The organism is Erwinia sp. AK-PDG3-5 (genome assembly GCF_056821705.1).
On record NZ_CM165967.1, the window covers coordinates 3,344,310 to 3,370,356 of the forward strand.

Annotated in this window: 28 protein-coding genes; 18 read left to right on the forward strand and 10 right to left on the reverse strand. The window is 54.6% G+C overall.

What is annotated here, in order from left to right:
- The first annotated feature begins 131 nt into the window (after positions 1-131).
- The 4 genes from AC1UKS_RS15515 to AC1UKS_RS15530 all read left to right on the forward strand — a co-directional run bounded on the left by AC1UKS_RS15515 (position 132) and on the right by AC1UKS_RS15530 (position 3,377).
- Complete coding sequence (locus tag AC1UKS_RS15515) at positions 132-1,034, forward strand: amino acid ABC transporter substrate-binding protein (protein ID WP_013201284.1); 903 nt, start codon at positions 132-134, stop codon at positions 1,032-1,034.
- 199 nt (positions 1,035-1,233) lie between these two features.
- Entirely contained in the window at positions 1,234-1,974 is a 741-nt protein-coding gene (locus AC1UKS_RS15520; RefSeq protein ID WP_265911725.1) for an amino acid ABC transporter permease, read from the forward strand.
- Entirely contained in the window at positions 1,974-2,651 is a 678-nt protein-coding gene (gene gltK, locus AC1UKS_RS15525; protein WP_482434369.1) for a glutamate/aspartate ABC transporter permease GltK, read from the forward strand. The genes AC1UKS_RS15520 and gltK overlap by 1 nt, the downstream gene beginning before the upstream one ends.
- Entirely contained in the window at positions 2,652-3,377 is a 726-nt protein-coding gene (locus AC1UKS_RS15530; RefSeq protein WP_013201281.1) for an amino acid ABC transporter ATP-binding protein, read from the forward strand.
- Positions 3,378-3,412: 35 nt separating this feature from the next.
- On the opposite strand, the gene AC1UKS_RS15535 is transcribed toward AC1UKS_RS15530, so the two are convergent.
- Positions 3,413-3,895, reverse strand: coding sequence for a zinc ribbon-containing protein (locus tag AC1UKS_RS15535; protein WP_013201280.1), 483 nt, complete (start codon positions 3,893-3,895; stop codon positions 3,413-3,415).
- Positions 3,896-4,107: 212 nt separating this feature from the next.
- Here AC1UKS_RS15535 and leuS point away from each other — a divergent pair, with 212 nt between their 5' ends.
- The 13 genes from leuS to lipA all read left to right on the forward strand — a co-directional run bounded on the left by leuS (position 4,108) and on the right by lipA (position 17,738).
- A complete protein-coding gene (gene leuS / locus AC1UKS_RS15540; protein ID WP_265911723.1) occupies positions 4,108-6,690 on the forward strand; it encodes a leucine--tRNA ligase in 2,583 nt (860 codons plus the stop codon).
- Between the two features lie 14 nt (positions 6,691-6,704).
- Positions 6,705-7,325 carry an LPS assembly lipoprotein LptE gene (gene lptE, locus AC1UKS_RS15545; protein WP_482434371.1) on the forward strand — a complete coding sequence of 207 codons (621 nt, stop codon included), beginning with the start codon at positions 6,705-6,707 and terminating at the stop codon, positions 7,323-7,325.
- Positions 7,322-8,353, forward strand: a complete 1,032-nt coding sequence (holA, locus tag AC1UKS_RS15550) for a DNA polymerase III subunit delta (protein WP_482434373.1) — start codon at positions 7,322-7,324, stop codon at positions 8,351-8,353. Before lptE ends, holA begins: the two co-directional genes overlap by 4 nt.
- Entirely contained in the window at positions 8,346-9,002 is a 657-nt protein-coding gene (nadD, locus tag AC1UKS_RS15555; RefSeq protein ID WP_482434374.1) for a nicotinate-nucleotide adenylyltransferase, read from the forward strand. Before holA ends, nadD begins: the two co-directional genes overlap by 8 nt.
- Positions 9,003-9,118: 116 nt before the next feature.
- Complete coding sequence (gene rsfS, locus AC1UKS_RS15560; RefSeq protein WP_041691943.1) at positions 9,119-9,436, forward strand: ribosome silencing factor; 318 nt, start codon at positions 9,119-9,121, stop codon at positions 9,434-9,436.
- 3 nt (positions 9,437-9,439) lie between these two features.
- Positions 9,440-9,910 carry a 23S rRNA (pseudouridine(1915)-N(3))-methyltransferase RlmH gene (gene rlmH / locus AC1UKS_RS15565; protein ID WP_013201274.1) on the forward strand — a complete coding sequence of 157 codons (471 nt, stop codon included), beginning with the start codon at positions 9,440-9,442 and terminating at the stop codon, positions 9,908-9,910.
- Between the two features lie 34 nt (positions 9,911-9,944).
- Entirely contained in the window at positions 9,945-11,849 is a 1,905-nt protein-coding gene (gene mrdA / locus AC1UKS_RS15570; RefSeq protein ID WP_013201273.1) for a peptidoglycan DD-transpeptidase MrdA, read from the forward strand.
- A 2-nt stretch (positions 11,850-11,851) separates the two neighbouring features.
- Positions 11,852-12,964 carry a peptidoglycan glycosyltransferase MrdB gene (gene mrdB / locus AC1UKS_RS15575; protein ID WP_482434376.1) on the forward strand — a complete coding sequence of 371 codons (1,113 nt, stop codon included), beginning with the start codon at positions 11,852-11,854 and terminating at the stop codon, positions 12,962-12,964.
- A gap of 11 nt (positions 12,965-12,975) precedes the next feature.
- A complete protein-coding gene (rlpA, locus tag AC1UKS_RS15580) occupies positions 12,976-14,109 on the forward strand; it encodes an endolytic peptidoglycan transglycosylase RlpA (RefSeq protein ID WP_482434377.1) in 1,134 nt (377 codons plus the stop codon).
- Between the two features lie 149 nt (positions 14,110-14,258).
- Positions 14,259-15,470, forward strand: coding sequence for a D-alanyl-D-alanine carboxypeptidase DacA (dacA, locus tag AC1UKS_RS15585; protein WP_013201270.1), 1,212 nt, complete (start codon positions 14,259-14,261; stop codon positions 15,468-15,470).
- A 133-nt stretch (positions 15,471-15,603) separates the two neighbouring features.
- Positions 15,604-15,867, forward strand: a complete 264-nt coding sequence (gene ybeD / locus AC1UKS_RS15590; RefSeq protein WP_013201269.1) for a DUF493 family protein YbeD — start codon at positions 15,604-15,606, stop codon at positions 15,865-15,867.
- 79 nt (positions 15,868-15,946) lie between these two features.
- Positions 15,947-16,606, forward strand: coding sequence for a lipoyl(octanoyl) transferase LipB (gene lipB, locus AC1UKS_RS15595; RefSeq protein ID WP_482434380.1), 660 nt, complete (start codon positions 15,947-15,949; stop codon positions 16,604-16,606).
- A 166-nt stretch (positions 16,607-16,772) separates the two neighbouring features.
- A complete protein-coding gene (lipA, locus tag AC1UKS_RS15600) occupies positions 16,773-17,738 on the forward strand; it encodes a lipoyl synthase (protein WP_013201267.1) in 966 nt (321 codons plus the stop codon).
- 107 nt (positions 17,739-17,845) lie between these two features.
- On the opposite strand, the gene tatE is transcribed toward lipA, so the two are convergent.
- The 6 genes from tatE to AC1UKS_RS15630 form a co-directional block, all read right to left on the reverse strand.
- Positions 17,846-18,052: a twin-arginine translocase subunit TatE gene (tatE, locus tag AC1UKS_RS15605; protein ID WP_013201266.1), complete on the reverse strand. Its 207-nt coding sequence runs from the start codon at positions 18,050-18,052 to the stop codon at positions 17,846-17,848.
- Positions 18,053-18,182: 130 nt separating this feature from the next.
- The gene (locus AC1UKS_RS15610; protein ID WP_265911717.1) at positions 18,183-18,953 is read right to left on the reverse strand and encodes an amino acid ABC transporter ATP-binding protein; all 771 of its coding nucleotides are present in this window, start codon (positions 18,951-18,953) and stop codon (positions 18,183-18,185) included.
- Positions 18,950-19,924 carry an amino acid ABC transporter permease gene (locus tag AC1UKS_RS15615; RefSeq protein WP_482434382.1) on the reverse strand — a complete coding sequence of 325 codons (975 nt, stop codon included), beginning with the start codon at positions 19,922-19,924 and terminating at the stop codon, positions 18,950-18,952. The genes AC1UKS_RS15610 and AC1UKS_RS15615 overlap by 4 nt, the downstream gene beginning before the upstream one ends.
- The gene (locus AC1UKS_RS15620) at positions 19,921-20,808 is read right to left on the reverse strand and encodes an ABC transporter substrate-binding protein (protein WP_482434384.1); all 888 of its coding nucleotides are present in this window, start codon (positions 20,806-20,808) and stop codon (positions 19,921-19,923) included. Before AC1UKS_RS15620 ends, AC1UKS_RS15615 begins: the two co-directional genes overlap by 4 nt.
- Before the next feature lie 19 nt (positions 20,809-20,827).
- Positions 20,828-21,622, reverse strand: a complete 795-nt coding sequence (locus tag AC1UKS_RS15625) for a deaminated glutathione amidase (protein ID WP_482434386.1) — start codon at positions 21,620-21,622, stop codon at positions 20,828-20,830.
- Positions 21,619-22,584: a substrate-binding domain-containing protein gene (locus tag AC1UKS_RS15630; protein ID WP_482434388.1), complete on the reverse strand. Its 966-nt coding sequence runs from the start codon at positions 22,582-22,584 to the stop codon at positions 21,619-21,621. The genes AC1UKS_RS15625 and AC1UKS_RS15630 overlap by 4 nt, the downstream gene beginning before the upstream one ends.
- Before the next feature lie 134 nt (positions 22,585-22,718).
- Between AC1UKS_RS15630 and AC1UKS_RS15635 the strand changes: the two genes are divergently transcribed.
- On the forward strand, positions 22,719-24,068 hold the full coding sequence (locus tag AC1UKS_RS15635; protein WP_482434390.1) for an aminotransferase-like domain-containing protein: 1,350 nt from the start codon (positions 22,719-22,721) through the stop codon (positions 24,066-24,068).
- On the opposite strand, the gene AC1UKS_RS15640 is transcribed toward AC1UKS_RS15635, so the two are convergent.
- The 3 genes from AC1UKS_RS15640 to pagP all read right to left on the reverse strand — a co-directional run bounded on the left by AC1UKS_RS15640 (position 24,058) and on the right by pagP (position 25,841).
- Positions 24,058-24,486 carry a GNAT family N-acetyltransferase gene (locus AC1UKS_RS15640; RefSeq protein ID WP_482437010.1) on the reverse strand — a complete coding sequence of 143 codons (429 nt, stop codon included), beginning with the start codon at positions 24,484-24,486 and terminating at the stop codon, positions 24,058-24,060. The genes AC1UKS_RS15635 and AC1UKS_RS15640 overlap by 11 nt on opposite strands.
- Positions 24,487-24,907: 421 nt before the next feature.
- Positions 24,908-25,117, reverse strand: a complete 210-nt coding sequence (gene cspE / locus AC1UKS_RS15645) for a transcription antiterminator/RNA stability regulator CspE (protein ID WP_004156612.1) — start codon at positions 25,115-25,117, stop codon at positions 24,908-24,910.
- Positions 25,118-25,268: 151 nt separating this feature from the next.
- Entirely contained in the window at positions 25,269-25,841 is a 573-nt protein-coding gene (pagP, locus tag AC1UKS_RS15650; protein ID WP_482434394.1) for a lipid IV(A) palmitoyltransferase PagP, read from the reverse strand.
- Positions 25,842-26,047 lie beyond the last annotated feature (206 nt).

A 26,047-nucleotide genomic window follows, 5' to 3' on the forward strand; every position in this document is an offset into this window, starting at 1 on the left:
TTTAACATTCGGCTATGTTATGACTATTCAGGGGGCGGTTACGTCCTGGGATAAAAAGAAAAGCAGCAGTTAATAAACATAACATCACAATCGGCGCAATTTTATGACGCCATTAAACGAAGGAGTTGGAGATGAAATTACGGAAATTAGGCTTGTGCCTGGCACTGGCTGGCCTTGCATCCGGTATCGCCCATGCAGAAGACGCATCACAATCTCCCACGTTAGACAAAATCGCTAAAAATGGCGTCATTGTCGTGGGACACCGTGAGTCTTCTGTTCCTTTCTCTTACTACGATAATCAGCAAAAAGTGGTCGGCTACTCGCAGGATTATTCCAACGCCATCGTGGCCGCGATCAAAGCCAAACTGAACAAACCCGATCTGCAGGTGAAAATGCTGCCGGTCACCTCACAGAACCGTATTCCACTGTTGCAAAACGGCACCTACGATTTTGAGTGTGGTTCAACCACCAATAACCTTGAGCGCCAGAAACAGGCCGCTTTCTCGGACACTATCTTTGTTATCGGCACCCGTTTGCTGGTGAAGAAAGGCAGCCCGATTAAAGACTTCCCGGATCTGAAAGGCAAAACGGTTGTCGTCACTTCCGGTACCACTTCCGAAATTCTGCTGAACAAGCTGAATGACGAGAAGAAAATGGACATGCGCATCATCAGCGCCAAAGACCATGGCGACTCCTTCCGTACGCTGGAAAGTGGTCGTGCCGTTGCCTTTATGATGGATGATGCCCTGCTGGCTGGCGAACGTGCTAAAGCTAAAAAACCTGATAACTGGGTGATCGTGGGTACGCCGCAGTCGAAAGAAGCTTACGGCTGTATGCTGCGCAAAGACGACGCCGGCTTCAAACAGCTGATGGATGACACCATTGCGAAAGCGCAGACCTCAGGTGAAGCGTCGAAGTGGTTTGATAAGTGGTTCAGCAACCCGATCCCACCTAAAAACCTCAACATGAACTTTGCCCTGTCTGACGACATGAAAGCGACATTCAAAACGCCAAATGACAAGGCACTGAACTAATAATGAAAATAAGGGTGACCGCTGGTTGCCCTATGATTGTTGAAAACAGGCTCGGACAGACAACAGCCTGAATCATCCGGAACACACATCCGGATAGTCAGGCAAAGGTACGAAGTGGTCGTTCCCCATAACGTGCAAATGAGCCTCTCATCAATCTTCAGGGTAGCTTCGCTACCCTTTTTTTCTTCCGGAGTTATTTATGTCAATCGATTGGAACTGGGGTATTTTCCTGCAACAGGCCCCCTTCGGTAATACCACCTATCTGGGGTGGCTGTGGTCCGGCTTTCAGGTCACCATTGCTGTGTCAGTCTGCGCGTGGATTATCGCCCTTTTGGTCGGTTCGCTGTTTGGTATTCTGCGCACCGTGCCCAACCGTCTGCTCTCCTCTCTCGGCACCTGTTACGTTGAGCTATTCCGTAATATCCCGCTGATAGTGCAATTCTTTATCTGGTATCTGGTGATCCCTGAACTGCTGCCTGAAAGCATTGGCACCTGGTTCAAATCCGAGCTGGATCCCAATATTCAGTTCTTTATCTGCTCGGTGCTGTGCCTCGGCCTGTTTACCGCCGCGCGCGTGTGCGAACAGGTTCGCGCGGCGATCCAGTCGCTGCCATCAGGCCAGAAGAATGCCGGTCTGGCGATGGGCCTGACGCTGCCACAAACCTACCGCTATGTGCTGTTACCAAACGCCTATCGCGTGATTGTGCCGCCAATGACCTCAGAGATGCTGAACCTGGTGAAGAACTCCGCCATCGCCTCGACCATTGGTCTGGTCGATATGGCCGCACAAGCAGGCAAGCTGCTGGATTACTCGGCGCACGCTTATGAATCCTTTACCGCGATTACGCTGGCCTACGTTGGCATCAATATTGTGATTATGCTGCTGATGAGCCTGGTCGAACGTAAGGTTCGCCTGCCTGGCGGCATGGGAGGCAAATAATGTACGAATTTGACTGGAGCACCATTGCTCCTAACCTGCCGTATCTGATGAACGGCATGGTGATCACCCTCAAAATTACCGTGACGGCCATCATTTTTGGCATCGTCTGGGGAACGCTGCTGGCGGTGATGCGTCTGTCGAGCTTCAAGCCTGTCAGCTGGTTTGCCCGCCTTTACGTCAACCTGTTCCGCTCGGTGCCGTTAGTGATGGTGCTGTTGTGGTTCTATCTGGTGGTGCCGAGCTTCCTGCAGAACGTGCTTGGCCTGTCGCCGAAAACCGATATCCGCCTGATCTCGGCGATGGTCGCCTTCTCTCTGTTTGAAGCTGCTTATTACTCTGAAATCATTCGTGCCGGTATTGTCAGTATTGCCGGTGGTCAGGGGAAAGCGGCGCTGGCATTAGGGATGACGCGCTGGCAGTCGATGCAGTTGATTATCCTGCCTCAGGCGTTCCGTGCCATGGTGCCGTTGCTGCTGACTCAGGGCATCGTGCTGTTCCAGGATACCTCTCTGGTTTACGTGCTCAGCCTGGCCGACTTCTTCAGGACGGCCGACACCATCGGTATCAACAACGGCACCGAAATTGAAATGGTGCTGTTTGCCGGTGCTGTCTACTTCGTTATCAGCCTTAGTGCTTCGCTGTTGGTCAGCTATTTAAAGAAAAAAAGGACGGTTTAAATGATTACCCTGAAAAATGTTTCTAAGTGGTATGGTCACTTTCAGGTGCTGACCGACTGCTCAACCGAAGTGAAAAAAGGCGAAGTGGTGGTGGTGTGCGGCCCATCGGGTTCCGGTAAATCCACGCTGATCAAAACGGTCAATGGTTTAGAGCCGATTCAGGAAGGTAAGATTGAAGTCAACGGCACTGCCGTCAACGACAAAAAGACCAATCTGGCGCAATTGCGTTCCAAAGTCGGCATGGTCTTCCAGCATTTCGAGCTGTTCCCGCATCTGACCATCGTTGAGAACCTGACGCTGGCGCAGGTAAAAGTGCTGAAACGTAACAAAGAAGAAGCCCGTCAGAAGGGGCTGAAACTGTTAGAGCGCGTGGGCCTGTCAGCCCATGCTAACAAGCACCCAGGTCAGCTTTCCGGTGGTCAGCAGCAGCGTGTGGCTATCGCCCGAGCGCTGTGCATGGATCCGATCGCCATGCTGTTCGATGAGCCCACCTCGGCACTGGATCCAGAGATGATCAACGAAGTGCTGGATGTCATGGTGGAACTGGCGAATGAAGGGATGACCATGATGGTGGTGACCCACGAAATGGGCTTCGCCCGTAAGGTGGCAAACCGGGTGATCTTTATGGATGAGGGGAAAATCGTGGAGGATTCGCCGAAAGACGACTTCTTTAACAATCCACAGTCCGATCGTGCGAAAGACTTCCTCGCCAAAATCCTGCATTAATCAGCATAGCGGGGCGGAACCTTCCGCCCCGATTTCTACGGTTCAAAAGGTTGTCGCTGGAACTGATCGTTACCGCATTCAGGACAGCGGGTCAGCGTTTCAGGAGTGTAAATCGCCCGGGTAAACTGACATTTCTCACAAACTAAATTCCCCAGTCCCACCACCTCACCGCTTTGATAAACGCCATGATGATTCAGGTCCTGAAAAACTTCGCGCCACTCTAACTGACTTTTATCGGTGATATCGGCCAGCTCTTTCCACACGCTTTCGCGAATAATGCGCATAAACACGCTATCCCCTGCATCATCCTGATTCTCGGTATAGCTGCGGGCAAACTCTTCTAAATCCCTGCGCACGGCTCGGGTGACATCCTCGATCTGGCTGCGGGTCAATTCACCGCGATTGTTCATCCGTTGTCGGGCACTCTCCACAAGAGCATCAATATCATGCTCTCCCCGGTTGATCCTTTCGGTCAGAGAAGAGACCAGTTCCCGATAGTACTGAGCAACCTTGTTCATTTTTTCTCCTAAACGTTCCAATACGTTATGTAGTAATTCTAGCGTCGATCAAAAAAATGCACCCAACCCGCTGTCAAAAATGCCTGCTCTCTTCCAGCTTGTAGAGAAATGCCGTTTGTCAGGGCGGTTACTGTTGTTGCTGCGGGGGCGGATCAGCTATGCTATGCGGATCTGAACGAACTCATAAAGTTTACAAAGGACCACTGGCTGCCATGCAAGAGCAATACCGCCCGGAAGAGATAGAATCCCACGTCCAACAGCACTGGGATGAGAAGCAAACGTTCAAAGTGACCGAAGAGGAAGGTAAAGAGAAGTACTACTGCCTCTCCATGCTGCCCTATCCTTCTGGCCGCCTACATATGGGCCACGTTCGTAACTACACCATCGGTGATGTGATCTCCCGCTACCAGCGTATGCTGGGCAAAAACGTCCTGCAGCCGATCGGCTGGGATGCATTTGGCCTGCCTGCAGAAGGCGCAGCGGTAAAAAACAACACCGCACCGGCGCCATGGACCTACGACAACATTGCCTACATGAAGAACCAGCTGAAATTGCTGGGCTTCGGCTATGACTGGAACCGTGAACTGGCCACCTGTCAGCCTGAGTACTATCGCTGGGAACAGTGGTTCTTCACCAAGCTGTACGAAAAAGGCCTGGTCTATAAGAAAACCTCGGCAGTTAACTGGTGCCCAACCGACCAGACCGTGCTGGCTAATGAACAGGTTATTGACGGTTGTTGCTGGCGCTGCGATACCAAAGTTGAACGCAAAGAGATCCCACAGTGGTTTGTTAAAATCACCGATTACGCTGATGAACTGTTAAATGACCTGGACACGCTGGAAAGCTGGCCTGAGCAGGTTAAAACCATGCAGCGTAACTGGATCGGCCGTTCTGAAGGGGTGGAAATCACCTTTGACGTGGCAGAAAGCACCGAAAAACTGAGCGTTTATACCACCCGTCCAGACACCTTTATGGGTGTGACCTATCTGGCCGTGGCAGCGGGCCATCCGCTGGCTGCGCAGGCCGCCGCGTCGAATCCTGCGCTGGCCGACTTTATTGCCGAATGCCGTAATACCAAGGTTGCCGAAGCGGAAATGGCGACCATGGAGAAAAAAGGCATGGCCACCGGCAAATTTGCCGTGCACCCACTGTCTGGCGAGAAAGTGCCGGTCTGGGTCGCCAACTTTGTGCTGATGGAATACGGTACCGGTGCGGTGATGGCCGTTCCTGGCCACGACCAGCGTGACTGGGAGTTCGCCACCAAGTACAACCTTACTATCAAGCCAGTGATCCTTCATGCTGACGGAAGCGAGCCGGATCTGACCGACGCGGCCATGACCGATAAAGGCACGCTGTTTAACTCAGGCGAGTTTGACGGTCTGTCTTACGAAGCAGGCTTTAACGCCATTGCTGAGAAGCTGGCGGCCAAAGGCGTTGGCGAGCGTAAAGTTAACTACCGTCTGCGCGATTGGGGTGTTTCACGCCAGCGTTACTGGGGCGCACCGATCCCAATGGTGACCCTGGAAGACGGCACCGTGATGCCGACGCCAGAAGATCAGCTGCCGGTTATCCTGCCGGAAGACGTGGTAATGGACGGGATCACCAGCCCAATCAAAGCCGATCCTGAGTGGGCAAAAACCACCGTCAACGGTCAGCCTGCGCTGCGCGAAACCGACACCTTTGACACCTTTATGGAGTCTTCCTGGTACTACGCGCGCTATACCTGCCCGGACTATGACAAAGGCATGCTGGACCCGGCTGCGGCTAACTACTGGTTGCCGGTCGATCAGTATGTCGGCGGTATCGAACACGCCATCATGCACCTGCTCTACTTCCGCTTCTTCCATAAGCTGCTGCGTGATGCTGGCCTGGTGACCTCCAATGAGCCAGCCAAACGCCTGCTTTGCCAGGGCATGGTTCTGGCTGATGCCTTCTACTATCTTGGTGCCAGCGGTGAGCGTAACTGGGTTTCCCCGGTAGACGTGACCCTTGAGCGTGATGAGAAAGGCCGCGTGACCAAAGCTACCGATGCAACCGGCCGTGAGCTGGTTTACGCCGGTATGAGCAAAATGTCGAAGTCGAAAAACAACGGCATTGACCCACAGGTGATGGTTGAGCGCTACGGTGCCGATACCGTGCGTCTGTTTATGATGTTCGCTTCGCCGGCAGAAATGACCCTCGAATGGCAGGAATCTGGTGTGGAAGGCGCTAACCGCTTCCTGAAACGCGTCTGGCGACTGGCCTTCGAACACAGCGAAAAAGGACCGACCGTTGCACTGGATATCGCCAGCCTCAACGACGATCAAAAATCGCTGCGTCGCGAGCTGCATAAAACCATCGCCAAAGTATCCGACGACATCGGCCGTCGTCAGACCTTCAACACTGCCATTGCGGCGATTATGGAGCTGATGAACAAGCTGGCCCGTGCCCCGCAGGAAAGCGAGCAGGACCGTGCACTGATGCAGGAAGCGCTGCAATCCGTGGTGCGTCTGCTGTATCCGTTTACCCCGCATGCCTGCTTCTCATTGTGGCAGGCGCTGGGTGGCGAAGGCGACGTCGACAACGCACCATGGCCGCAGGCAGATGAAGAGGCCATGGTGGAAGATTCTCTGCTGGTGGTGGTGCAGGTTAATGGTAAAGTGCGTGGCAAAATCACCGTTCCGGCTGATGCCACTGCGGAACAGGTTAAGGCTCGTGCGTTGCAGGAGCATCTGGTTGCCAAGTACGTCGATGGCACCACCATTCGTAAAGAGATTTACGTACCGGGCAAATTGCTTAACCTGGTCGTGGGTTGATGTCAGGAGGAATTGTGCGACATCCGATTTTATGTGTGATGCTGGGTCTTGCGGTGTTAATCACCGCAGGTTGTGGCTTTCATCTTCGCGGGACCACGTCGGTCCCGAAAGAAATGAAAACGATGATTCTGGACACCTCCGATCCTTATGGTCCGCTGACGCGTACCGTACGTGAAGAGCTGCGCCTGAATAACGTGACGGTGCTGGATGACAGCAACACCACGGCGATGAGCAAAGGGACGCTGCACAAAACCGTTCCTTCCCTGCGTCTGATGGGTGAGGTTCAGGGTCGTGACACGGCCTCCATCTTCCAGGACGGTAAAACGGCCGAGTACTCGATGTACATGACCGTTAATGCGCAGGTGCTGGTGCCGAATAAAGGCATCTATCCCATCAGCGCGACCGTGTATCGTTCATTCTTTGATAACCCGCTGGCGGCACTGGCGAAGGACTCCGAGCAAAATATTATCGTGAGTGAAATGCGTACCCAGGCGGCTCAACAGCTGGTGCGTAAGTTACTGACGGTACATGCGGCAGAGGACGATCCTTCCATCAATACGCTGGACAGCACGCCTGAAGCCATCGATCAGACCAATCCTGCATCCGGCCTGACAGACAGCTCTCTGGCAAGATGATCAGGATTTACCCTGAGCAACTCAGCGCGCAGCTCCATGAGGGGCTGCGCGCTTGTTACATTCTGGCCGGTAACGAACCGCTTCTGTTACAGGAATCTCAGGATGCGGTGCGGGCTGCTGCGCAAAAGCAGGAATTTACCGAGCACTTCAGCGTGGTCATTGATGCCCATACTGACTGGGATGCAATCTTCTCGACCTGCCAGGCCCTAAGCCTGTTTGCCAGCCGGCAAACGCTGCTGCTAACGCTTCCTGAAAATGGTCCCAACGCGGCGATGGCGGAACAGCTTGTTACCCTCTCCTCACTGCTCCATACCGATATTCTGCTGATATTGCGGGCGTCGAAACTGACTAAAGCGCAGGAAAACAGTGCCTGGTTTAAAGCGCTGAGCGCCAATGCGGTGATCGTGCCCTGCCAGACACCTGAGCAGGCGCAGTTGCCTCGCTGGGTGATCGCGCGTGCCAAAAGCCTCAAGCTGAGCGTGGACGATGCGGCTGTTCAGCTGCTTTGCTACTGTTATGAAGGGAATCTGCTGGCGCTGGCCCAGGCGCTGGAACGGCTGTCGCTGCTCTGGCCAGACGGAAAGCTGACCCTGCCAAGGGTTGAGCAGGCCGTTAACGATGCGGCGCACTTTACGCCGTTCCACTGGGTGGATGCCCTGTTGGCTGGCAAAAGTAAACGTGCTCAGCATATTTTGCGTCAGATGCAGGCAGAAGAGAGCGAGCCGGTGATCTTATTGCGCACCGTGCAAAGAGAGCTGATGATGCTACTGACCTTACAACGCCAGAGGGTGAAAACACCGATCAGAACGCTGTTTGACCAGCATCGCGTCTGGCAAAACCGCCGTCCACTGTTCAGCGAAGCGCTGCAACGTCTTTCTGCACGGCAGCTGAGTCAGGCGATCCATCTGCTGACGCGCATTGAGCTGACGCTCAAGCAGGATTATGGTCAGTCGGTCTGGTCCGATCTTGAAACGCTGTCGTTGCTGATTTGCCAGCGCGGTTTCCCTGAGCATTTCTGCGATGTCTGAATCCCACACGCTGGAAGCGCTGTTCGGCGGCACCTTTGATCCGATCCATTTTGGCCATCTGAAGCCGGTTGAGGTTTTGGCCGCGCAGGTCGGGCTGAAAAAGGTGACGTTATTGCCGAATAACGTGCCGCCTCATCGCCCGCAGCCTGAGGCCAGCCCGTCACAGCGGGTGGAAATGGTGAGGCTGGCGATTGCCAACCTGCCGTTGTTCGACCTGGATCGGCGTGAAATGCAGCGCGATACGCCTTCTTTCACTTTTGAGACGCTTACGGAGTTGCGTGCTGAGCGGGGCGACAAACAGCCGCTGGCGTTTATCATTGGCCAGGATTCTTTGCTAACCTTACACAAGTGGCATCGCTGGGAAGAACTGCTTAGCCTGTGCCATTTGCTGGTCTGTAAACGTCCGGGTTATGACAGCACCATGGAAACCCCGGCGTTACAGCGCTGGCTGGAACAGCATCAAACCCGCCAGGCAGAAACACTGCATCAGCATCCCTGCGGCAGGATTTTTCTGGCAGACACGCCGCTGGTCTCAATCTCTGCGACAGAAATACGCGATCGATTGCACAGCGGGCAATCGTGTGACGATCTGATCCCTCCGGCAGTTTCGGCCTACATCCTTGCTGCAGGTTTATATCGCAAGCCCTGAGCACGTGGTATACTTCGCCGCTAAATTTTCTGGAGCAATCCGGGAACATCTTTTTTCGGTTAGCCACGCCGCCGGCGCAGCACAACCGCTCCGACTCAAAACCCAAGGGGAACCTTTTGCAAGGTAAAGCACTCCAAGACTTCGTCATTGATAAATTAGACGATTTAAAAGGCCAGGACATTGTTGCTGTAGATGTCCAGGGCAAATCAAGTATCACCGATTGCATGATTATCTGCACCGGCACTTCAACGCGTCATGTGGCGTCGATTGCTGACCACGTGGTTCAGGAATCTCGTGCTGCTGGCGTAGAAACCTTTGCCGTTGCAGGTAAAGCTGCCGCTGACTGGGTTGTTGTCGATCTGGGTGAAGTGATTGTTCACGTCATGCAGGAAGAGAGCCGCCAGCTTTACGAACTCGAAAAACTCTGGAACTAAGCTGTGAAATTGCAGTTGGTTGCCGTCGGCACAAAAATGCCGGATTGGGTGCAAACCGGGTTTCTGGAGTATTTGCGTCGTTTTCCTAAAGATATGCCGCTGGAACTGACTGAAGTTCAGGCTGGCAAGCGCGGCAAAAATGCCGACATCAAACGCATTCTTGAAAAAGAGGGCGAAATGATGCTGGCTGCGACTGGCAAAGGGAACCGCATTGTTACCCTGGATATTCCAGGGCAGCCGTGGGAAACGCCCCATTTAGCCACTCAGCTTGAACGTTGGAAGCTGGATGGCCGTGATGTCAGCCTGCTGATTGGTGGACCGGAAGGTCTGTCGCCAGCCTGCAAAGCTGCCGCTGAGCAAAGCTGGTCTCTTTCCGCGCTGACCCTGCCCCATCCGCTGGTACGGGTGCTGGTTGCGGAGAGTTTGTATCGTGCATGGAGCATCACAGCAAATCACCCTTACCATCGGGAATAGGCCATAGGATCAACCGGATACACTGAAACAGCGGATGAAATTACAACGTAACTCTTTTCGTGACTACACTGCCGAACAGTCTCTCTTTGTTCGTCGGGCGCTGATCGCCTTTATCGGCATTATCGTGCTTTCCGGTATCCTGGTGGTCAATCTGTACCACCTGCAAATTATCCGCTACACCGATTACAGTACCCGCTCAAACGAAAACCGCATCAAACTGGTGCCCGTCGCGCCCAGCCGCGGCATTATTTTTGATCGTAACGGCCTGCCCCTTGCGCTCAACCGCACGATTTATCAGATTGAGCTGGTGCCCGAAAAGGTCGATGACCTTGAAAAAACCCTGCTTGCTCTGCGCCCCATTGTCGACTTAAGTGACGAAGACCTTGTCGCCTTTGAAAAAGAGCGTAAGCGCTCACGCCGCTTTACCTCCATCGCGGTTAAAACTGGCCTGAACGATGTGCAGGTCGCCCGCTTCGCCGTCAATCAATATGCTTTCCCCGGCGTGGAAGTGAAAGGCTATCAACGCCGCTATTACCCGTACAACTCTGCGCTGACTCACGTGTTGGGCTATGTATCCAAAATTAACGATCGTGATGTCGAGCGGCTGGATAATGAAGGTAAGTGGCCCAATTATGCCGCCACGCATGATATCGGCAAGCTGGGCATCGAACGTTATTACGAAGAGATGCTGCACGGCAAAACCGGCTACGAAGAAGTCGAAGTCAACAACCGTGGCCGGGTGATCCGTCAGCTTCATGAACAGTCACCTCAGGCCGGCCAGGATATCTACCTGACCATCGACCTGAAGCTGCAGCAATATATTGAGACGCTGCTGGCGGGCAGTCGTGCCGCAGTGGTGGTGACCGATCCGCGCAACGGTGACATTCTGGCGATGGTGTCGATGCCCAGCTACGATCCCAATCTGTTCGTTGATGGCATCAGCAGCACCGATTACAACATGCTGTTGAATGACCCCAACCGGCCGCTGATTAACCGTGCGACGCAGGGCGCCTATCCGCCGGCATCAACGGTGAAACCCTATATTGCCGTCTCAGCGCTGACCGCTGGCGTGATCAACAAAAACACCAGCCTGTTTGACCCAGGTTGGTGGCAGCTGCCGGGCTCCGAAAAGCGCTTTCGTGACTGGAAGCATTGGGGCCACGGCCGCCTGAACGTCACCAAATCCCTGGAAGAGTCTGCGGATACCTTTTTCTATCAGGTGGCTTACGATATGGGTATCGATCGCCTCGGCGAATGGATGAACAAGTTTGGCTACGGGCACCTGACCGGTATTGACCTGGTGGAAGAAACGCCGGGTAATATGCCTACCCGCGAATGGAAACAGAAGCGCTTTAAAAAGCCGTGGTATCAGGGTGACACCATTCCGGTGGGGATTGGCCAGGGTTACTGGACCGCCACGCCGGTGCAAATGAACAAAGCGATGATGACCCTGATTAACGACGGCATCGTGAAAACACCGCACCTGATGCAGTCCAACGTGGTGAATAATGTGCGGGTGCCTTATCGTCAGCCCGACTCACCACCGATTGCGGATATTCACTCAGGCTATTGGGAAATCGCCAAAGACGGCATGTACGGTGTTGCAAACCGGCCTAACGGCACGGCCAGAAAAAGCTTTTCTGACGCACCTTACAAGATTGCCGCCAAATCCGGTACGGCTCAGGTCTATGGCCTGAAAGCCAACGAAACTTACAATGCGCATAAAATCGCTGAACACCTGCGAGACCACAAGCTGATGACCGCCTTTGCTCCGTATGACAAGCCGCGTGTGGCCGTCACCATGATTTTGGAGAATGGCGGCGCAGGCCCGGCCGTAGGGACTATCATGCGCCAGATTTTGGACCATATTATGCTTGGTGATAACAATACCAACCTGCCGGACGCTGCCCCCGTGCCGCCCGGTTATGAGGGTGAATAGACATGAACGATCGTCACCATAAACGCACCATCTGGACCCGAATTCATGTCGATCCGACATTCTTTATTCTGATTTTTGCCCTGCTGGTTTACAGCGCCTTAGTGATCTGGAGCGCCAGTGGCCAGGATCCGGGCATGATGGAACGTAAAATCGGCCAGATCGCCATGGGTGTGGTGATCATGCTGGTGATGGCGCAGATCCCCCCGCGGGTTTACGAAGGTTGGGCACCCTATCTGTATATCATTACGGTGATCCTGCTGGTCGCCGTGGATGCGTTTGGCCACATCAGTAAAGGTGCGCAGCGTTGGCTGGATCTGGGCTTTGTGCGCTTCCAGCCCTCAGAGATTGCCAAAATCGCCGTGCCGCTAATGGTGGCGCGCTTTATTAACCGCGATGTCTGTCCGCCGACGCTGAAAAACACCGCTATCGCGCTGGTGCTGATCTTTATGCCTACGCTGCTGGTCGCCGCGCAGCCGGATCTGGGAACCTCAATTCTGATTGCCGCCTCCGGCCTGTTTGTTCTGTTCCTTTCCGGGATGAGCTGGAAACTGATTGCGGTGGCACTGCTGATGGTGGCGGCCTTCGTGCCGGTGCTGTGGTTCTTCCTGATGCATGATTATCAGCGCGACCGCGTCATGATGCTTCTGGATCCGGAGAGCGACCCGCTTGGCGCGGGTTACCACATCATTCAGTCCAAGATTGCCATTGGTTCAGGCGGGCTACGCGGCAAAGGCTGGCTGCATGGCACCCAGTCACAGCTGGAATTTTTACCCGAACGCCACACCGACTTTATTTTTGCGGTTCTGGCCGAAGAATTAGGCCTGGTCGGCGTCCTGGTGCTGCTGGTACTCTACATTCTGGTGATTATGCGTGGCCTGATGATGGCGGCGCGGGCGCAAACCACCTTTGGTCGGGTAATGGCCGGTGGCTTAATGCTGATCTTCTTTGTGTATGTTTTCGTTAATATTGGTATGGTTAGCGGCATTCTCCCGGTGGTTGGGGTTCCATTGCCGTTAGTCAGCTATGGCGGTTCGGCCCTGATCGTGCTGATGGCCGGGTTTGGCATTATTATGTCGATTCACACCCACCGAAAACTGTTGTCTAAGAGCGTTTAAGAGGCGTAAACATGCGTAAGGATTGGCTTTGGATTGGTCTGGCTTCAGTATTGCTGGCAGCCTGTGCAACCGATGAACAGCAGCAGGCACCCGCACCGCAGCAACCGGCCTACAATGGTCCGGTGGTGGAAATTGGCGGTGCCGAACCCCGTTATGAACCGCAGAATCCCGGCACCAGCCAGGACTACACGGTGAATGGCAAGACTTACAAAATCGTCAAAGATCCGTCTAATTTCAGCGAAACCGGCCTGGCCGCCTGGTATGGCGATGAGGCGGGCAGCAACCGCACCGCAACCGGCGAGCAGTTCGATCCTGATGCGCTTACCGCGGCTCACCCGACGTTACCGCTGCCTAGTTACGTGCGCGTCACTAACCTGGCCAATGGTCGCCAGCTGGTGGTGCGCGTTAACGATCGCGGTCCTTACACGCCAGGCCGGGTTATCGATCTGTCCCGAGCCGCGGGCGATCGCCTGAATATCTCGAATAACACCAAAGTTAAAATCGATTACATCAAGGTCGCGCCGGATGGCACGCTCTCGGGTCCAGGCACCATTGGCACCACCGTGGCCAAACAAAGCTATGCCCTGCCCGCCCGTCCTGATATCGCGGGTGGGATGACCACCCTGGGCGGCGGGATGACCACGATGGGGGGCGATGCCGCCGCCAGTGCCGCGTCACAACCGGCGGCCAGCCAGCAGCAGGCGCCAGAGTCGCGTCCAATTGATAACGCCAACGTCAACAGTGATGACAGCCTGGGCGCACCGGTACGCAGCAGTGGATTTCTAGGTGCCGCGCAGCCGTTACGTTCTGGCGTGCTGGAAGGCAGTGAGCCGGTCGCCGCGCCGGTTGCTGCGCCAGCCGCTGCCGCCGTCGTCGCGGCACCCGCAGCGGTAGCTGCCAGCCGCCCTGCCGCTTCAGGCACCACCTATGTGGTGCAGGTCGGCGCCGTTGGCGATGCAGCCAAAGCCAAAACCTGGATGAATTCCCTGAGCAAACAGTTTGGTGTGCCGGGCGCGGTTGACAGCCACGGCAATGTTTACCGGGTTCAGCTGGGCCGCTTCACCTCTCGCCAGCAGGCAAGCGCCTTGCAGCAGCGGTTATCGAGCGAAGCGAAGCTCACTTCATTTATTACCGTCGCACCCTAACGAAATGTCATACTGACCGGCATGCAGTGCGGGCTAACAGGCTGAAAGTGCTGTTAACCTGCATGGTAAAGACGAGTGCCGGGCAGGACTGCTTTTGCTATAGTGAGTCACTTTTTTTAACTTAGCCGATGGATGTTGTAGTCCTAAACATGAACAATCTGACCTCCTACAAACTGATCAAACGCCTGACGGCGGGATCGCTGATTGCCCTCAGCCTGACTTCCTTCGCCCACGCCGACGACGTGAACATTAAAACAATGATCCCAGGCGTGCCGGATATCGATGCGGAAGCCTATGTACTGATCGACTACAACTCAGGCAAAGTGCTGGCAGAGAAAAATGCCGACGCTCGCCGTGACCCAGCCAGCCTGACCAAAATGATGACCAGCTACGTGATTGGTCAGGCGGTCAAAGCCGGTAAAATCAAGCAGGATGATATGGTTACCGTGGGCAAAGATGCCTGGGCAACCGGTAATCCGGTGTTTAAAGGCTCTTCCCTGATGTTCCTCAAGCCAGGCGATCGCGTTGCGGTTTCCGAGCTGACGCGCGGCATCGTGCTGCAATCCGGTAATGATGCCTGTGTGGCAATGGCGGACTATGTTGCCGGTAGCCAGGATACGTTTGTTGGTCTGATGAACAACTACGTTAAAGCACTGGGCCTGCAGAACACCCACTTCCAGACCGTTCATGGCCTGGATGCGGATGGCCAGTACAGTTCGGCGCGTGATATGGCGCTGATTGGCCGTGCACTGATTCGTGACGTGCCGGACGAGTACGCGGTGTATAAAGAGAAAGAATTCACCTTCAATAATATCCGCCAGATGAACCGTAACGGTCTGCTATGGGATACCAGCCTGCAGGTTGACGGCATCAAAACCGGTCACACTGAAGCCGCGGGCTACAACCTGGTTGCCTCGGCCACCGAAGGCCAGATGCGTCTGATCTCCGCCGTGATGGGTGGTCACACTTATAAAGGCCGCGAAACCGAAAGCAAAAAACTGCTGACCTGGGGCTTCCGTTTCTTTGAAACCGTGGCACCGCTGAAAGCAGGCAAAGAGTTTGCTTCTGAGCCAGTATGGTTCGGCACCAGTGACCGTGTGCAGCTGGGTGTGGAAAAAGATGTCTTCCTGACCATCCCTCGTGGCCGCATGAAAGATCTGAAAGCCAGCTACACGCTGAGCAACACCGAACTGCATGCGCCGCTGGCGAAAAACCAGGTTGTCGGCACCATCAACTTCCAGCTGGATGGCAAAACCATCGAACAGCATCCGCTGGTAGTGTTGAACGATATGCAGGAAGGTGGCTTCATCGGTCGCATCGTCGATTACATTAAGCTGATGTTCCATCACTGGTTTGGCTAAGCCCGTCATGCCGGCAAGCATTTGGGCAGTAATGCCCCCTTGATTTCGGCGTGAATGCACCCCATATTTGAGTTATCTGTAGACTCCCGCTACGCACAGCGGGAGTCTTTGTTTTGGCGTTACCGGAGCCCCTATGAAAACCAATCTTAAAGAACTGCTCGAATTCCCAACTCCTTTTACTTACAAAGTAATGGGACTGGCGCAGCCGGAACTGGTTGATCAAGTAGTTGAAGTTGTTCAGCGCCATGCGCCGGGTGACTACTCTCCGGACGTGAAGCCAAGCAGCAAAGGCAACTACCACTCCGTCTCGATCACCATTACCGCCACCCACATTGAGCAAGTGGAAACGCTGTATGACGAGCTGGGCAAAATCGAAATTGTCCGCATGGTGCTGTAAAAACTCTCGCTGACAGCGGGCATGGATCTGCTCATTGTCAGCGTTATACTGCCCTTCTGTTCTCAACAGGACTGACGTTTTGCCTCACGATACCCTACTCATCCGCCAGCTGGGCTTACAGCCCTGGGCCCCCATCTCTCAAGCCATGCATGATTTTACTGACCAGCGCGGTGAGCACTCTGCCGACGAAATCTGGCTGGTCGATCATCTTCCGGTCTTCACGCAGGGTCAGGCAGGCAAAGCCGAGCATCTGCTGGGTCCGGGCGATATTCCGGTGATGCAAAGCGATCGCGGTGGCCAGGTGACCTATCACGGACCCGGCCAGCAAATCATGTATGTGATGATCAATCTGAAGCGCCGGAAAATTGGCGTCAGGCAGCTGGTGACCGCCCTCGAAGATACGGTGATTGCCACCCTCGCCCATTTTGGCGTGGAAGCGGCGGCCAGAGCCGATGCACCGGGTGTGTATGTGCAGGGTAAAAAGATCTGTTCGCTGGGCTTACGCATTCGTAACGGCTGCTCGTTCCATGGCCTGGCGCTGAATGTCGATATGGATTTGACGCCGTTTCTGCGCATCAATCCCTGCGGCTATGCCGGGCTGGAGATGACGCAGCTTAGCGCGTTGAAAGCTGGCGTGACGCTGGCCGATGTGCAGCCGCTGTTAATCACGCATTTTGCCAGACTGTTGAACATCACTGACGTTCGCTGGCAGGCCGCCGATAACCTTATGGAAAAGTAACCGTCCGTGCGGATTTACAATTACGTCACATTTAATCGGTCTGGCTGGCTGAAACTGCCGCGCCGAGATGATATAATTTTTGCGCTTTATCAAAAAAAGTTGAACACAAGATCACTTATTTGAGTTTTATGCGGATCGCGCATGCCAACCTGGAACTTGCAAGATTATGAGTAAACCCATTCAGATGGAACGTGGTGTTAAATACCGCGACGCAGACAAAATGGCGCTTATCCCGGTTAAAACCGTGATCACCGAGCGCACGGAGATTTTACGCAAGCCGGAGTGGATGAAAATCAAGCTCCCCGCGGACTCCAGCCGCATCCAGGGCATCAAAGCTGCGATGCGTAAAAATGGCCTGCACTCCGTCTGTGAAGAGGCTTCCTGCCCTAACCTTGCAGAATGTTTCAACCACGGCACAGCCACCTTTATGATCCTCGGCGCAATCTGTACCCGCCGCTGCCCGTTCTGCGACGTGGCCCACGGACGTCCGGTTGCCCCGGATCAGAATGAGCCGCTGAAACTGGCGCAGACCATCGCCGACATGGGATTACGCTACGTGGTGATCACCTCTGTGGACCGTGATGACCTGCGTGACGGTGGTGCTCAGCACTTTGCCGACTGCATTACCGCCATCCGCGCCAAAAACCCGACCATCAAGATTGAAACGCTGGTGCCGGACTTCCGTGGCCGTATGGATCGCGCGCTGGAAATCCTCACCGCCACGCCGCCAGACGTGTTTAACCACAACATGGAAAACGTGCCGCGTGTTTACCGTCAGGTGCGCCCTGGCGCTAACTACGACTGGTCACTGAAGCTGCTGGAACGCTTTAAAGAAGCGCACCCAGACGTGCCGACTAAATCCGGGCTGATGGTTGGCCTCGGTGAAACCAACGCTGAAATCGTGGAAGTGATGCGCGATCTGCGTCGCCACGGCGTGACCATGCTGACCTTAGGTCAGTACCTGCAGCCCAGCCGCCACCATCTGCCGGTTCAGCGCTATGTCAGCCCTGCGGAGTTTGATGAGATGAAAGATGCGGCGATGGAGATGGGCTTTACCCACGCTGCCTGCGGACCGTTCGTCCGTTCTTCTTATCATGCGGATATGCAGGCGAAAGGTCTGGAAGTGAAATAAATTGGCGGGTGAGGTGACTTGCCCTGCGTTACAATAATTTACATTATTGCAACACAAGCAAAAAACGGATGACCCTGTCATCCGTTTTTTTATGCCTGAGCGGGCGATTAATCTTTGTGGACAACCTGCTCTGCTGGCTTTTCGTCAACAACCGGCGCTTTTTTAGCGGAAGTGTCGTCGTCGCTCATCGCCTTTTTAAAGCCTTTGATCGCTGACCCCAGATCGCCACCGAGAGAACGTAACTTATTGGTTCCGAACAGCAACACGATCAGAGCACCGATAATCAGCAGTTTTGCAATACTGATACCTTCCATACACACCTTCTTTTTTAACCTGACCAATAACAAGGCCAATAACGATAAAGTGTATTAACGCGCAGATCGCCGGTCAATACAACCGCAATCTGTAACAGAGTGCTCTGTACAGAATACTCTCGCGATAATATCAGATAAACCGGCTGAGGAAAGCCTGGAATCGGGGATGCTCAGGATTCACCAATACCTTCTCAGGTGGCCCCTGTTCAACCACCACGCCCCCATCCATAAACACCACCCGATCGGCCGCCTCGCGGGCAAAGCCGATTTCATGGGTCACCACCACCATGGTTAACCCCCGATCGGCAAGGGTGCGCATGGTGGCCAGCACCTCGCCAACCAGTTCCGGATCCAATGCCGACGTTGGCTCATCAAACAGCATCAGCTTGGGACGAATGGCCAGCGCGCGGGCAATCGCTACGCGCTGCTGTTGTCCGCCGGAAAGATGACGCGGCCAGGCATCTGCTTTGTCGCTCAGCCCCACCGTTGCCAGCAGCTCTTTAGCATGGCGCGTCGCGGCGTCACGTGACTCTTTGTGCACGCCAATCGGCGCTTCAATAATATTCTGCAGCACGGTCATATGCGGATAAAGATTGAACTGCTGAAACACCATGCCGATCTCCTGGCGCTGGCGGTCAATTTTACGCGCCGACAGACGCTGTAAAACCCCCTGTTTCAGCTCATAGCCAATCTGCTGGCCGCCCACCATAATTGAGCCGGCATTCATATCTTCAAGATGATTGATGCAGCGCAGGAAGGTCGATTTACCGGAGCCGGAAGGCCCGAGGATCACCACCACTTCGCCCGGCATCACATCCAGATCGATGCCTTTCAGCACTTCATTATCACCGTAACTTTTCTGTACGTTACGTGCCCGAACCAGCGGCTGCATTTCACTCATACATCCTCCTTACGGACTAATGGGCGGTTAACCATTGGCGTTGTTTTACTGTCCGCTGGCGGCTGGCGACGTTTAGTCGCTGAGACCGAGCGACGCACGCCGCGCGAGTAATATCGCTCAATGAAAGACTGCCCGACATTGAGAATCGAGGTGATAAACAGATACCAGATCACCGCCACCATCAGCATCGGGATCACTTCAAAGGTCCGGTTATACACTGACTGCACCGAATACAGCAGATCGCCCATCGCGATCACGCTGACCAGCGAGGTGGCTTTAATCATGCTGATCAGCTGATTGCCGGTCGGAGGAATGATCGAGCGCATTGCCTGAGGAATGATAATCCGGCGCAACGCGCGCGCGCGGCTCATGCCAAATGCCTGTGTGGTTTCAACCTGGCCGTTGTCCACCGACTGCAGCCCGGCACGAATAATCTCGGCCATATAGGCCGCTTCATTCAGTGCCAGCCCGGCAATCGCCGCGGTTAACGGAGTGATCAAATCGTTGGTGTTCCAGCTGGCGAAGATCGGGCCATCGAACGGAATACCCAGGGTGATCTTTGGAAACAACGTCGACATGTTGTACCAAAAAATCAGCTGCACCAGCAGCGGCGTGCCGCGGAAGAACCAGATATACAGACCGGAAAGGCCGCGCATCAGCGGGTTATCCGACAGCCGGGCGACCGCTAACAGCAGACCCAACAGGGTGCCGAGAACCATCGACACCACCGTCAGTCCCAACGTTACCTTTAAGCCGCTCAGCACCGAGCCTTCGGTAAACCACTGCAACACCACGTGCCACTCGAAATTGGGGTTAGTGGCCACCAGCCAGCTGAAGTTGGCGGCAATCACCAGCACCACAATCCATGAGGCCAGGCGTCCATAACGCGGTGCGCTGCGGGCAAAGGCCACGTCGCGCTGTTCCACGTCTGCCGTTTCCCTGGCTCGTGAATCTGTGGCGCTTTTTGTCATTTCGCCGCCCCTTTCGCCAGGTTAACCCCCGGTGCGCTGATCATGTTGCCGTCCAGCTTCCACTTTTTCATGATCGCCGCGTAGGTGCCGTTGGCGAACAGTTCTTTATAACCGTCGAGGACCACTTTCCCCAGTTCAGAATCCTTAGGCACCACGGTGCCCTGGAAGATATCGCCAAAACCATTTTTCTTGCCCTGGCCGGTTAACTCCAGCTGGCCGTGCGCCTGATCGACGAAGTACACCAGCGGGGCCTGAGAAGAGAAGAAGGCATCGGAACGTTTAGAACGCACCGCCAGAATCGAGGAAGGCTGGTCGGTAAATGACTGGACGGTCACCGGCGGTTTGCCCGCATCTGTACAGACCTGAGATTGTTTGCGGATCACCTGCTCAGCAGAGCCGGCAGCCATCACCGCAATCCGCTTACCACAGGTATCGTCGAGGCCGTTGATTTGTGCCGGGTTGCCTTTTTGCACGGCGAACACCACAAACTCCTGCACAAAGTCGATAAAGTCATTTTTTGCCTGGCGATCCGGATAATCGCCAATCGGGCCAATAGCTAACTGATAGCGACCTGACTTAATGCCAGCCAACACGCCTGACAGACCACTTACCGTGGCATGTTCGATTTTGATGCCCAGCAGTTGTGCCAGTGCTTCGGTTAAATCGGCAGACGCGCCGGTCATGGTGGTCGGGCCTTCAACGATCTCATAAGGCGGGAAGGAACCGTTATTTACCGAGATCATTTTCCCAGCGGTTTTAATATCCGCCGGTAAACGGTCGTGTAAGGCCCGATCGACTTTCTGCGCCGGAATGGCGTCTGCGGCCTGGGCAAAACCTGCACTTAATCCCAGAGCCAGTGCAATGGCGGTCGCTATTTTTTTCATTATAAATTTCCCCGGTGTCTTATTGTTTATTCAATTCAGGACGCGCGAAACGGCGGTTTTCCAACACCGGCAGCACGTGGCGCGCATGCGCAATACGGGCCGGATCTAAATCGGCAAAGACCAGCGCCGGGGCTTCAGCGGCTTTGGCAATCGCCACGCCGAGCGGATCCACTACCAGGCTGTTACCGATATTGCGCGGACCACATTCACCGACCGCCACCATATAGCAGGTATTTTCGAGCGCGCGGGCGGTGACCAGCACTTCCCAATGCATCTCTTTCAACGGGCCTTTAACCCAGGCGGCCGGCAGCACCAGCACATCCGCACCGTCCAGCACCAGGCGACGCGCCTGCTCCGGGAAACGCACGTCGTAACAGGTCATCAGGCCAACGTTCATGCCAGCAACCTCAACCAGCGGCGGAACCTCATTGCCTGCCGTGACGTTGCGGGATTCCTGCATCGCAAAGGCATCATAGAGATGCAGCTTGTCGTAGCGGGCAATGATTTCGCCATTACGGATAGCGATCAGCACGTTCAGCGCACGACCATCGGGCGTGGGCACGTGGACGGTCATCATCGTGGTCAGCGTGTTGCCACGGCTGGCGGCATAGACTTCCGTCAGGAACGGGCCATCGAGCGGCTGTGCGGCCTTCAGCACCAGATCAGGATCGGCAATATCACGCGCCAGCACGCCTTCCGGCAACACCAGCAAATCGGCACCGCCGGTCAGCGCCTGGGCCATTAAACCGGTGCAGGTCACGGCATTTTCCTGCCATTCGCGGCTGACGGCGAACTGTCCTAATGCAACTTTCATCGTATTGATCCTTGGGTTACGGCCGGGAACAGATCCTCAGGCGTGAGACATTGAGAAGTGATTCCCTGCTCAAAAAGCTCTGTGCCGAAGTCGGCAATCATCTTCTTGTTAGCGTCAAAACCATTTGCGTTCCAGTCGGCAGGTAAATCCTGCGCGGTGCGTCGCAAATCATCCAACAACCAGGGGGTGGTATCGGCATATTTTTCGCGCTTGTCATTCCACATTTTGGCCGATTGATCGATCAGCTCGCTGAGCTGCTGTGGGATGTCCGGATGGGCTTCAGCAAAGGACGATTTAAAGGCCAGCAGGTGATGGCCAGGGATATAGCCAACGCGGTTGAAGTAATCCAGTTCTGCCTGACGGAAATCAGTCTGCAACTGGCGCAGGCCAGAGCCTTTCAGGAAGAAACCCTGTGGCATAAACGGCGTAAAGACGGCATCCAGTTCACCCGCTCGCAGCAGGTCGATCAGCGGGTGCTCGCCGGGTGCAGCTTCAATGCGGCCCGGACGGCCAAAACCGTTCAGACGGTCAACGACGGGATGGTCAGCCGTCAGGCGACCGGCAAACCAGTAAGCATCATCAATATCGACGCCAGCTTCACGCAGTACCGCACGGGTCCAGGTATTGCCGGAATCCTGCCAGCCGGTCACGCCAATTTGGGCTCCCTTCAACTGCGCAAGAGAGACGATCGGGTTGTCTTCGGTAGTGATGATGCAACGCTGGCGGAAGCCACGCATCAGGATGTGGGGCAAAGCCAGTAAGGAACTGTCACCTTTTGCCCTGCCCTGAGCATAGCGGCTGAAGGAAATCTCTGCCGCGTCATACTCGCTGCTGGTCGCCAGGTCGCCGACCAGCGTACCCACGCGATGCACTTCCAGCGCAAACCCCTGCGGTTTGATATCGCCCAGCGCCAGCGGCGTGAAGTAATCCCAATCTCTAACTGCCAGTCTGATCGTGACCATCTTTATCTCTCTCTGCCCTGAAGAGCGCCGGAACGGGGCGCGTAATTTGTGTGCAATTACTGCTTGAATTCGATACTAGATCGATAATAATAGCTGTACAATAATTTCTTTGTTACTGAACAAACGGATTTCTTATGACCTCAACGCTGGACCTGCGCTGGTTTGCTGAACGCCTTACCGATGCTTCTGTTAAAGGAATTGCCGGAGTGACGGCGGGCTTGATTCGCGAAGGGCAAATCCCGATAGGCACGCATTTGCCTTCGGTTCGCGATCTGGCAGAAGCGTTAGGCGTCAGTCCGGCGACGGTTTCCGCCGCCTGGGGACAGTTAAAGCGGCAGAAGGTAATTGCCGGGAAAGGCCGCAGCGGCGTGTGGGTCTGTGGCAATAACGTCACGCCTAGACCGGTGCGTTTCGAGAAGATCGGCAATTATGGCGACAATATCCGCGCCGATCTGGCCATGGCTTCCCCCGATCCGGCGTTAATGCCCGATCTGCAGGAGGCGATGCGACAGGGCGTTCTCTGCCCACAGCTCAACAGCTACCAGCGCGATCCGATTTCGCAGCCGTTGCTGGAGGCGATCAAACCCGACTGGCCTTACCAGGCCGACGCCTGGCTGGCAACCGAAGGTGGCTTTGCGGCGATGAACACCCTTGTGCAAACGCTGTTTTCGCCGGGAGAAAAGGTAATCATTGAGGATCCCACGGCCACCAGGCTGCTGGATATTCTGGACAATATTGGCGCCGAAGTGATGCCGCTGGCCTGTGATGAGCACGGCCCGCTACCTGGCGCATTGGCGATGTTACTGAACAAAGGCGCAACTGCTTTTATCTATCAGCCGAGGACGCACTCTGCCACCGGTCATACGGTCAGTGAAGCGCGCAGCGAAGCGCTGGCGAAAGTGTTAATGGGCACGCGAACGTTGATTGTGGAAGATGATGGCATCGGCGAATTGTCGGTGCATCCGGTCTGGAGCCTGGGCCGTTATTTCCCGGAACGCACCCTGCACGTCCGTTCTTATTCCAAGGCTTACGGACCCGATCTGCGGCTGGCGGTCCTTTCTGGCCCGTCTGAGCACCTCAAGCGTATTCAGTCATGGCGCAATTTTGGCGCCGGCTGGACCAGCCGCATCACTCAGCAGGCAGTGGCATGGATGATTAACGATCCCGCGACCCAACAGCAGATACAGCAGGCGAAAGCGATTTACGCCAGGCGTCGCCGCCAGCTGCTCAGCGCGCTGGCAAAGCGAGGCCTGGCGCTGCCGGACCGTGATGGTCTGAGTATTTTTATGCCGGTGCAATCGGAGCAGTTTGCGATGATCACGCTGGCGGCACGCGGCATTGCCGTCCTGCCAGGGGAACGCTGCCGCATTGCAGGGATTCAGTTTATCCGCGTCAGCATCTCAATGATCCAAAGTGACCGCATTGAGAGTATTGCCGACGCTCTGCTGCTGGCCAGTGGGCTGGACAGTAACGCTATTCGTTGAGGTCTTTGATCAGATAACGGGGAGATTCGCTGTAACCTTCCCTGGCATAAAACGCGTTGGCTTTAATACGGTGCGCATTGCAATGGACTTCCATCCGGTCGCACCCCCGCTGCTTTGCCACCTGTTCCGCATGCTGCAGCAACTTTTGTCCTGCGCCTTTGCTGCGCTCACCTTCTGCCACGCAGAAGTAGCTTACGCGGGCAAAATCACCGGCCAGCGCCAGCTGTGGAATAAAGTGTAAAGACAGGAAACCCAGCACCGTGTTGCCATAAACGGCAACCAACAGTTTCTCAGTCTGGTCATCAATCAGCTGTGCAAGACGCCGTTCAATAAACCCTTCCGTGTTCTCATAGCCCAGTTCGGCTAACAGGGCACTCAGGGCAAAACTGTCATTGGCTTCCGCCAGACGGATTTTCATCACGCTTCCTCCAGTTATGAGCCTATGCGGGGCCCTCTCGCCTATGTTTATAGCTTGCCCGGCAGGATAAGCAAGTGTCAGAAACCGGGCGGTTGTTACAGACCCGCAGCCGCATTTCTGGCCAGCAGGCAAATCGGCGGGATCCCGTTGGCCAAAACGCGTTTATTAATGTTTCCTTAATAATGTTTCGCCACACTCTTTGATAAAACCAGCCAAAGAGTTGACCCAATGAATATCTTGCCAAAAAACCTGAGTGAAGCTGTTGCTGTGACCGTGAGCCTGGTGGCGGCTGCCCTGTGGCTTAGCCAGTATTTCGCCCGCTAACCGCCGAACCGACTGCCCCTTTCACCTGCGGAAAGGGGTGAAAATAACGCAAAAAAAACCCGCCAATCGGCGGGTTTTTAGAATTCTGTCTGGTAACTTAAATAGCGGCAACGTTAGCAGCAGATGGGCCTTTGGCACCGTTGGTGATTTCGAACTCTACGCGCTGACCTTCAGCCAGAGTTTTGAAACCATTGCTCTGGATGGCAGAGAAGTGAACGAACACGTCTTTGCTACCATCTTCAGGAGTAATGAAACCGAATCCTTTGGACTCATTAAACCACTTAACGCTACCTTTAATCTTAGACATCTATATTACCTTTACATGAAAAATGGACACTAAACTGTGTCGGTGGTTAGTACAGCAATTGCCGAGGCTTTTGTCCAGTCACCCACCGCGAAAAAGTGATAAATATCGCCTTTTTTGAAGATACGTCATACTTTCGCCACGCTTCCCGCAGCTAAAACTGCCAGCGGAACCAGGCGAAGTAAACGTTTCCGTTATTGTAAGTGCCTGGTATATAAGTCATCTGGAACGTCGCCTTACTGTAACCTATTGATGCTAAGGGCAGCACTAAGGGGATCGGAATGTACTTCCAGTTATCACGCGCCGTGACCCCGGCGGTGTAGCCTAAGCCAAGGCGGAAATCCCGATCGTTCAGCGGTCGCCAGGTCTTTTCCCAGCCATAACCCCCGATCGGCTCCCACTTGTTATAGGAGTCCTTAAACGCCATCAGATAGAGGCCGTTCCAGTTCCCTTTCTCATCGTAATGGGAAATCCCACCACCGGCGCCCCAGGGACGTTCGTTGTATCTGTCGGTTTTTTCACTGTCGTAGGTCAGCCGGTTATGCCAGGTCACGGCGGGAAGATACAAATCGTAGTTATCAGGGGTGTTCCAGGTTTCGCTGACATTGTCAGTAAACGCCGTCCAGGTATTTGAGATACCGGTCGCCAGGGTAATCGCCCCGGCAAAAGGCGCAAAACACAGACTGGACAGGGCCAGCAAGAAAAAGGGGAGTTTTAGTGACTTCACTGAATAATCTACTGTTCACATGGTGTTGAAAAGACGCTGTAACTAACGGCAATCAGAAGCAATCCAAATGTCGTTCCGTCGTAAAAATAGCCATTATACCGATGCCGCTTAAACGCTTGCTGAATGTGCCTGCTTTATTTTTATGCAGCTAACGGGCATCTGGCTCAATTTTTTCTGAAGGCCATTTTAACAATGCCTTGCCACGC